The organism is Lonsdalea quercina subsp. quercina (genome assembly GCF_000688695.1).
Lineage (GTDB): Bacteria > Pseudomonadota > Gammaproteobacteria > Enterobacterales > Enterobacteriaceae > Lonsdalea > Lonsdalea quercina_D.
The window spans coordinates 504,521-512,358 of record NZ_JIBQ01000005.1 but is presented as its reverse complement, the minus strand read 5'-3'; the positions used below and the strand labels follow the sequence as shown (position 1 = coordinate 512,358).

Here is a 7,838-nt window from a genome sequence, read left to right as displayed (position 1 = left end):
TTAGTCGGGAGTGCCTGGCGATCTATGCTGGGAAATCACTGAAAGGTGAAGATGTGGTCGGCGTAATGGAGGCGCTGCGGGTGCTGGATAAGCGCCTACCGGTACGTATTCAGACGGATAACGGCAGCGAGTTTATTTCGAAAAACCTGGATAAATGGGCGTACGATCAGGGTGTTACCCTAGACTTCTCCCGCCCCGGAAAACCGACAGATAACCCGTTTATCGAATCATTTAACGGTAGTCTGCGGGACGAATGCCTGAACATTCACTGGTTTCTGTCACTGGACGATGCACAGGACAAACTCGACAACTGGCGCAGGGAATATAATCATGAGAGAACGCATTCGTCATTAAATGACATGACTCCGGCTGAATTCATTCGAAGTCTTCAGAAAGACAAAGATCTCTAGTTTATGCCTGCATTGATTTTGGGCCAAGGTCATTTCTCAAGATTACCGCATCAACATCCAACCAATCTGCAGGTCATCCACCATTATCCCATTCCTCTTTTCAAAGCCGACAAGCACAGCGCTCGTCAAGTTTGGACTGTGGCAATAATGAAGCGAACCACCGAGTGAATAATTAATCGAACTATTCGCATTTCACTAACCGTTTTTCAACGTGATGAGCTAACATTCCAACATCCAATTTACCCAAATTTTATGGATTTCCGATGCGTCGTCTGGTTGCTTTATTGCCCCTTATCGTGCTGCTGCAAGCGTGTAGCAGCAAGCCAGCCTCTTCCCTCCCTTCAGACACTACGCTGAAGCCGTCTGGCGGTTTTTTTCGCTCTTCGTCAGCGGGCTTTCTGAGCGGAGACTTCGCAAATAATCCAGACGTCGATCGCTTCGTGGATCATATGGTTAAAGAGTACGGATTCGAGCGCGAAAACCTGCACCGCGTGCTTGGACAGGCGCAACGGCTGGACGGTGTGATCCGGCTGATGGATCGACAGGCGCCCNCCCCGTCAACCGCGCTGCCTTCCAATATCCCCAACGGCGCCTGGCTGCATTATCGCAAGAAATTCATTACGCCGGACAACGTGCAAAATGGCGTGATGTTCTGGAACCAATACGAAGATGCCCTGAATCGAGCATGGCAGACCTATGGCGTGCCGCCGGAAATCATCGTGGGGATTATCGGCGTCGAAACCCGTTGGGGCCGCATCATGGGTAAAACCCGTATTTTGGATGCGCTGGCGACACTCTCGTTCGCCTATCCGCGCCGCGCCGCCTATTTCAAAGGCGAGCTGGAGCAATTTCTATTAATGGCGCGAGAAGATGGTTTTGATCCGCTGACGCTGCGGGGTTCTTACGCCGGCGCTATGGGATATGGGCAATTCATGCCCTCCGCCTTTAAGCGCTATGCGGTAGATTTTAATGGCGATGGCATCCCCAATCTTTGGGACCCCATCGACGCCATCGGCAGCGTCGCCAACTACTTTAAAGCTCACGGCTGGGTACGCAACGGGCAGGTGGCCGTCGCCGCTAATGGTCAGGCGTTGAGTCTGGACACCGGCTTCAATACCCGCTACTCGATGAGAACCCTGTCGGCCGCCGGCTTGTCGCCGCTCGAACCGCTGATCGGTAACCAGGACGTCAGCCTATTGCGTCTGGATATGGGGAATCGCTATCAGTATTGGTACGGCCAACCCAACTTCTACACCATCACCCGCTATAACCACAGCACGCATTACGCCATGGTGGTCTGGCAGTTGGGCGAAGAGGTGAAAATCGCCCGGAGAAGTCAGCAGTGACGGCATGTTTACCCGCGTGAGAGGGGGATGGACTGGCGGGGAGTTAGGCGCTTAGGCGATAGTTTCTTCGCTTGCAACGTAAAAACGAATTTCCCGGAATGATTCCCTTGCGCCCGGTGTCGTTGGCTGTTTTAGTGAGAACTATCGATTAAGGCTGGGGCAAAGACCTCGCATAACGGAAAGAGTGATATGACTAAGATTCGAGTTGGCGTCGTGTTCGGTGGTAAATCGGCAGAACACGAAGTTTCGCTGCAGTCCGCCAAAAACATCGTGGAAGCCATTGATAAGGATAGATTCGACGTCGTTCTGCTGGGTATCGACAAGCAGGGCGAATGGCACATTAATGATGCCTCCAATTATCTGCTGAATGCAGAAAACCCGGCGAAGATAGCCCTTAACCGTTCAAGCCAGCATGTTGCGCTGATCCCCGGCCGGGCCGACCGCCAGTTAATCGATACGAAAAGTGCAGACGCCCTGTCCCAGATCGACGTGATCTTCCCGATCGTTCACGGCACGTTGGGCGAAGATGGTTCTCTGCAGGGACTGCTGCGGATGGCTAATATACCGTTCGTCGGCAGCAGCGTACTGGGCTCAGCGGTCAGCATGGATAAAGATGTCACCAAGCGACTGTTACGAGACGCCGGGCTGCTGGTCGCACCGTTTGTGACGCTCACCCGCGCCAACCGTCGTCGGTTCGATTTCACAACGATCACCGCCAAACTCGGCCTGCCCTTGTTTATCAAACCGGCCAATCAGGGATCTTCCGTCGGCGTCAGCAAAGTTAAAGACGAAGCGTCATTCCGACGCGCGGTCGAACTGGCATTCAGCTATGACCACAAGGTGCTGGTAGAGTCCGCGATTGTCGGCCGTGAAATCGAATGCGCCGTACTGGGCAACGATTTTCCACAGGCCAGCGTATGCGGCGAAATCGTACTGCACGACGAGTTCTACTCTTACGATACCAAATACATTGATGAAGACGGCGCAGGCGTCGCAATCCCGGCTCCCTTACCGGAAGTGACCGATGAGCGTATTCGCGCTGTTGCGTTGCGCGCTTTCCAGACGCTGGAGTGTCAGGGGATGGCGCGGGTCGATGTCTTCCTGACTAAGGACGACGAGATCGTCATCAACGAAGTCAACACGCTGCCCGGTTTCACCAATATCAGTATGTATCCGAAGCTTTGGCAGGCGAGCGGTATTGGCTATACCGCATTGATTACTCAGTTGATTGAGCTGGCGCTGGAGCGCTACAAGCAGGACAACGCTCTGCAAAGCTCAGTACGCGACTGACGCTCATTGTCATCGGGCAAGGCGACTGAACGTCTTGCCCGGTTCGCCTTCCTTTCTATATCCAGATTTATCTCGAACGCGCCTTCTTTCGCCTGTCCTCGATATTCACGACGCATCAAGCGTCAGTTATCCCGCCAGCGCATCATCTTGCGCCAGCACAGTCTCCCTAGCGGCGACTCTCAGATAAAAAGCGACCCATTCATGTCGCTGCAGCTCAGCGATATACAGATTCTGACTGCCCAGTAGCTGAAATCCGCTTTTCAGCAGCACTTTGCCTGACGCGATATTGCCGTCTTTGTGGCAACCATACAGCCGGTCCAAACCGAGTTGCTGAAACGCGAACTGACATATCGCCAGACAGGCTTCCGTGCCATAGCCGCGCCCCCAATGCTCCGTCCCCAACCAGTATCCAACCTCCGGGTAATGGCTATCCAGCGCCGACAGCGAAATCGCGCCCACGATCCCGCCTCCCTGTCGCAGACACAGGGCGAACGTCACGCTTTTTCCGCTTAGCCAGTTATCCTGTAGAGAAGCAATCCACGATGAGATCCGGGACTGCGGACAGGGATAAGGAATATGCACGGCCATAGCGGCAATGCGCGGGTCGCTTTCCAGCAGTGCGAACAACGCTTCAGCGTCGGAATCCCGCAGCGGTCGCAGCGCCAGACGCGGTGTGTCAATGATCGGCTGTTGCCGCTTTTCTTTCGTCATAACGCCCACCTTACGCGCGGTCCCCGCAGAAATGAACGGGGTGATGAGGATTCAGTGGCGGCGCAGGAAAAAACAGTTCCCATATTCGTCGCAAGGATGAACGTTTTTGCCGGACCTGTTATGATCGAAAAACGATTCGTCTTGCTGTAACAAAATTGCCACATATTGGCTGCAGCTTGAAGTGAACAGATATTTAAGACAACTCCGCGCACAAACGGCTGTATAACGATCAGTCCCAGCGGTGATAAAACCCGCCCCATAAGGTAATTCGCTCAGCAATTGAAGGTTAAGTCATGATCACCACCGACGGTAATAACGCAGTCGCATCCGTGGCCTGGCGAGCTAATGAAGTTATCGCCATTTACCCCATTACGCCCAGTTCGACCATGGCGGAGCAGGCCGCAGCCTGGTCCAGCGAAGGCCGCCGCAACCTGTGGGGAGACACGCCGCGCGTGATGGAAATGCAGTCGGAAGCCGGCGCCATCGCGACCGTGCACGGCGCGCTGCAAACCGGGGCCCTGGCGACCTCGTTTACATCGTCGCAGGGACTGTTGTTGATGATCCCGACGCTGTACAAACTGGCTGGGCAACTGACGCCCTTCGTCCTGCACGTGGCCGCCCGTACCGTAGCCACTCACGCGTTGTCCATTTTCTGCGACCATTCGGATGTGATGGCCGTACGTCAAACCGGCTGCGCCATGCTGTGCGCCAGCAACGTTCAAGAAGCGCAGGACTTCGCGCTGATCTCTCAGATGGCCAGTCTGAACAGCCGCTTGCCTTTTATTCATTTCTTTGATGGTTTCCGCACTTCGCACGAAATCAATAAGATCGAGCCGCTCAGCGATGAACACATTCTGCAGTTGCTGCCGCAGAAGTCGATTGATGAGCATCGTGAGCGAGCGCTCACACCAGAACGTCCCGTCATTCGCGGGACCGCGTCCAACCCGGATACCTTCTTCCAGGCGCGCGAAGCCACCAATACCTGGTACAACGATGCCTATCAGCATGTTGAACAGGCCATGAACGACTTCGCCGCCGCGACCGGTCGTCAGTACCACCCTTTTGAGTACTATGGACATCCGGAAGCGACCCGCATCATTATCCTGATGGGGTCCGGCGTCGGCACCAGCGAAGAAGTCATTGATACGCTGCTGACCCGTGGCGAAAAAGTCGGTGTGGTGAAAGTGCGTTTGTACCGCCCGTTCTCCGCCCAGCATCTGCTGGATGTCATCCCGCAGACCGCGCAGAACATTGCTGTACTGGACCGCACCAAAGAGCCGGGCGCGTTGGCGGAGCCGCTGTATCTGGATGTCATGACCGCCGTGGCCGAGGCTTTCTCACGAGGTGAGCGCCCACTCATGCCCCGCGTGATCGGCGGCCGTTACGGCCTGTCATCCAAAGAATTTACGCCGCAGTGCGTCGAGGCCGTATTTAAAGAGTTAGCGCTCGCCAACCCGCGACCACGCTTCACGGTAGGTATCTATGACGATGTAACCCATTTGTCTCTGCCGCTGTCCGACCTGCCGATGCCGACGCAGGCGTCGCACGAAGCGCTGTTCTACGGTTTGGGCAGCGACGGCACCGTCTCCGCCACCAAAAACTCCATCAAAATCGTCGGTAATTCCACGCCGATGTTCGTGCAAGGCTACTTCGTGTATGACTCGAAGAAAGCCGGCAGCCTGACCGTATCGCACATGCGCGTCGGCCCGACGCCCATCAACTCGGCGTATCTGATCGAGCAGGCCGACTTCGTGGCCTGTCACCAGTGGCAGTTCATTGATAAATACAGCATGGTCGAACGCCTGAAACCGGGCGGGGTCTTCCTGATTAACACGCCGTACAGCAGCGAAGACCTGTGGCATCGACTGCCGCAGGAGGTTCAGGCGGGGTTAAACCAACGTCAGGCGCGGGTCTACTGCATCAACGCCGCCAAGATCGCGCGTGACTGCCAGCTGGGTGCGCGTATTAATACCGTCATGCAGATGGCCTTCTTCCACCTGTCGCAAATTTTGCCGGGTGAAGATGCGCGGGAGAAACTGCGCGCCGCCATCAACAGTAGCTACGGCAGCAAGGGTGTGGAGCTGGTGGAACGTAACTGGCGCGCGCTGGACGCCACGCTGGAAGCGCTGGCCGCCGTTCCACTGGAACCGGTCAACCCAGGCAGCCCGCAGCGCCCGCCGGTCGTCTCCGACGCCGCGCCCGACTTCGTCAAGACCGTGACCGCCGCCATGCTGGCCGGATTGGGCGATACCCTGCCCGTCTCCGCGCTGCCGCCGGACGGCACCTGGCCGACGGGCACCACTCGTTGGGAAAAGCGCAACATCGCGGAAGAAATCCCGCTGTGGAAACCCGACCTGTGCACCCAGTGCAACCATTGCGTCGCCGCCTGCCCGCACGCCGCCATCCGTGCCAAAGTCGTACCGGCGGAAGAAATGGATGCCGCGCCAGCGTCGCTGCAGTCGCTGGACGTGAAGGCCCGCGACATGCGCGGCCAGAAATACGTATTGCAGGTCGCGCCTGAGGACTGCACCGGCTGTAACCTGTGTGTGGAAGTGTGCCCGGCGAAAGATCGTCAGAATCCAGAGATCAAGGCAATCAACATGAAGCCGCGTCTGGAGCACGTCGAGGAAGAGAAGACACATTACGACTTCTTCCTGAATCTGCCGGAAATCGACCGCAACAAGCTGGAACGTATCGATATTCGTACGTCTCAGCTGATTACCCCGCTGTTTGAATACTCCGGCGCCTGCTCCGGCTGCGGCGAAACGCCCTATATCAAGATACTGACCCAGCTGTACGGCGACCGTTTGCTGATCGCCAACGCCACCGGGTGTTCGTCGATTTACGGCGGCAACCTGCCGACGACGCCGTGGACTACCGATGCCAACGGCCGCGGCCCGGCATGGGCCAACTCGTTGTTCGAAGATAACGCCGAGTTTGGTCTGGGCTTCCGCCTGAGCGTGGATCATCATCGTCAGCGCGCCCAGCGCCTGCTGAACCAGCTAGCGCCTCAGTTGCCGACGGAACTGGTGGCCTCTCTGCTGGAAGAAAATATCAAAACCGACGATCGTCGTCAGCAGATCGAGCAACTGCGCGAACAGCTGGCTTCACTGACGAGCCATGAAGCGCGTCAGTTGTCGGAAGAAGCCGATCATCTGGTCGATAAATCTATCTGGCTGATTGGGGGCGATGGCTGGGCTTATGATATCGGCTACGGCGGTCTGGACCACGTGATGAGCTTGTCGGAAAACGTTAACGTTCTGGTGCTGGATACGCAGTGCTACTCCAACACCGGCGGTCAGCAGTCCAAAGCGACGCCGCTGGGCGCAGTGACCAAGTTTGGCGAGAACGGCAAACGCAAGGCGCGGAAAGATCTCGGCATCAACGTCATGATGTACGGTCACGTTTACGTCGCGCAGATCTCGCTGGGCGCTCAGCTCAACCAGACGATGAAAGCGATTCAGGAAGCGGAAGCCTGGCCGGGTCCATCACTGATTATCGCCTACAGCCCATGTGAAGAGCACGGCTACGACCTGGCGTTCAGTCACGATCAGATGCGTCAGTTGACGGCGACCGGCTTCTGGCCGCTGTACCGCTTCGACCCACGCCGCAGCGCGGAAGGCAAACCGGCGCTGATGACGGACTCTCGTCCGCCGTCCGCCAGCCTGAGCGAAACGCTGCTTAAAGAGCAACGGTTCCGACGCCTGAATACGCAGATGCCGGAGGAAACGGCCGTGCTGTATGAAGAAGCCGAGCTGGATCTGCGCCGTCGCTATGACTTCCTGAATCTGATGGCCGGCAAGGCCGAGAAGAACACTCAGGAGTCATAGCCGCCGCGGCAACGCCCACGCCCTGCGCCGTCACTCCGGCGCAGGGCGTTTTTTATGGTGACGCAGACTGATATGAGCAGCGGCCAACGTAGCGGTATCCCCGTCAGGAAGACGTCTCCGGCACTTTTCCATGCCAAAAATGAGAAACCGCGCGGATGGGCTTCAAAAAGTGTGATTAGTTACACATGTTGTTTCCCAATTAAGTCGATCTGCCCATATAATGCGCACAGGTCAATAATGACCCCAATAAC

General features: G+C 56.6%; 5 protein-coding genes. 4 read left to right on the top strand and 1 reads right to left on the bottom strand.

Features of this window, described 5'->3' with window-relative positions; translation table 11 throughout:
• The 3 genes from SB13_RS07300 to ddlA form a co-directional block, all read left to right on the top strand.
• On the top strand, positions 1-410 hold a 410-nt coding region (locus SB13_RS07300; protein WP_026739722.1), incomplete at its 5' end, for an integrase core domain-containing protein.
• A 263-nt stretch (positions 411-673) separates the two neighbouring features.
• Positions 674-1,756 carry a lytic murein transglycosylase B gene (gene mltB / locus SB13_RS07295; RefSeq protein ID WP_026739721.1) on the top strand — a complete coding sequence of 361 codons (1,083 nt, stop codon included), beginning with the start codon at positions 674-676 and terminating at the stop codon, positions 1,754-1,756.
• 189 nt (positions 1,757-1,945) lie between these two features.
• The gene (gene ddlA / locus SB13_RS07290; RefSeq protein WP_026739720.1) at positions 1,946-3,046 is read left to right on the top strand and encodes a D-alanine--D-alanine ligase; all 1,101 of its coding nucleotides are present in this window, start codon (positions 1,946-1,948) and stop codon (positions 3,044-3,046) included.
• A gap of 126 nt (positions 3,047-3,172) precedes the next feature.
• Here the strand turns inward: ddlA and SB13_RS07285 are convergent, their stop codons facing one another.
• Positions 3,173-3,757 carry a GNAT family N-acetyltransferase gene (locus SB13_RS07285; RefSeq protein WP_026739719.1) on the bottom strand — a complete coding sequence of 195 codons (585 nt, stop codon included), beginning with the start codon at positions 3,755-3,757 and terminating at the stop codon, positions 3,173-3,175.
• 293 nt (positions 3,758-4,050) lie between these two features.
• Here SB13_RS07285 and nifJ point away from each other — a divergent pair, with 293 nt between their 5' ends.
• Positions 4,051-7,587, top strand: coding sequence for a pyruvate:ferredoxin (flavodoxin) oxidoreductase (gene nifJ, locus SB13_RS07280; protein ID WP_026739718.1), 3,537 nt, complete (start codon positions 4,051-4,053; stop codon positions 7,585-7,587).
• Positions 7,588-7,838: the final 251 nt, after the last annotated feature.

Coding starts and splice junctions, on each gene's coding strand:
- nifJ (WP_026739718.1), top strand. CDS start 4,051: ATGATCACCACCGACGGTAATAACGCAGTCGCATCCGTGGCCTGGCGA.
- SB13_RS07285 (WP_026739719.1), bottom strand. CDS start 3,757: ATGACGAAAGAAAAGCGGCAACAGCCGATCATTGACACACCGCGTCTG.
- ddlA (WP_026739720.1), top strand. CDS start 1,946: ATGACTAAGATTCGAGTTGGCGTCGTGTTCGGTGGTAAATCGGCAGAA.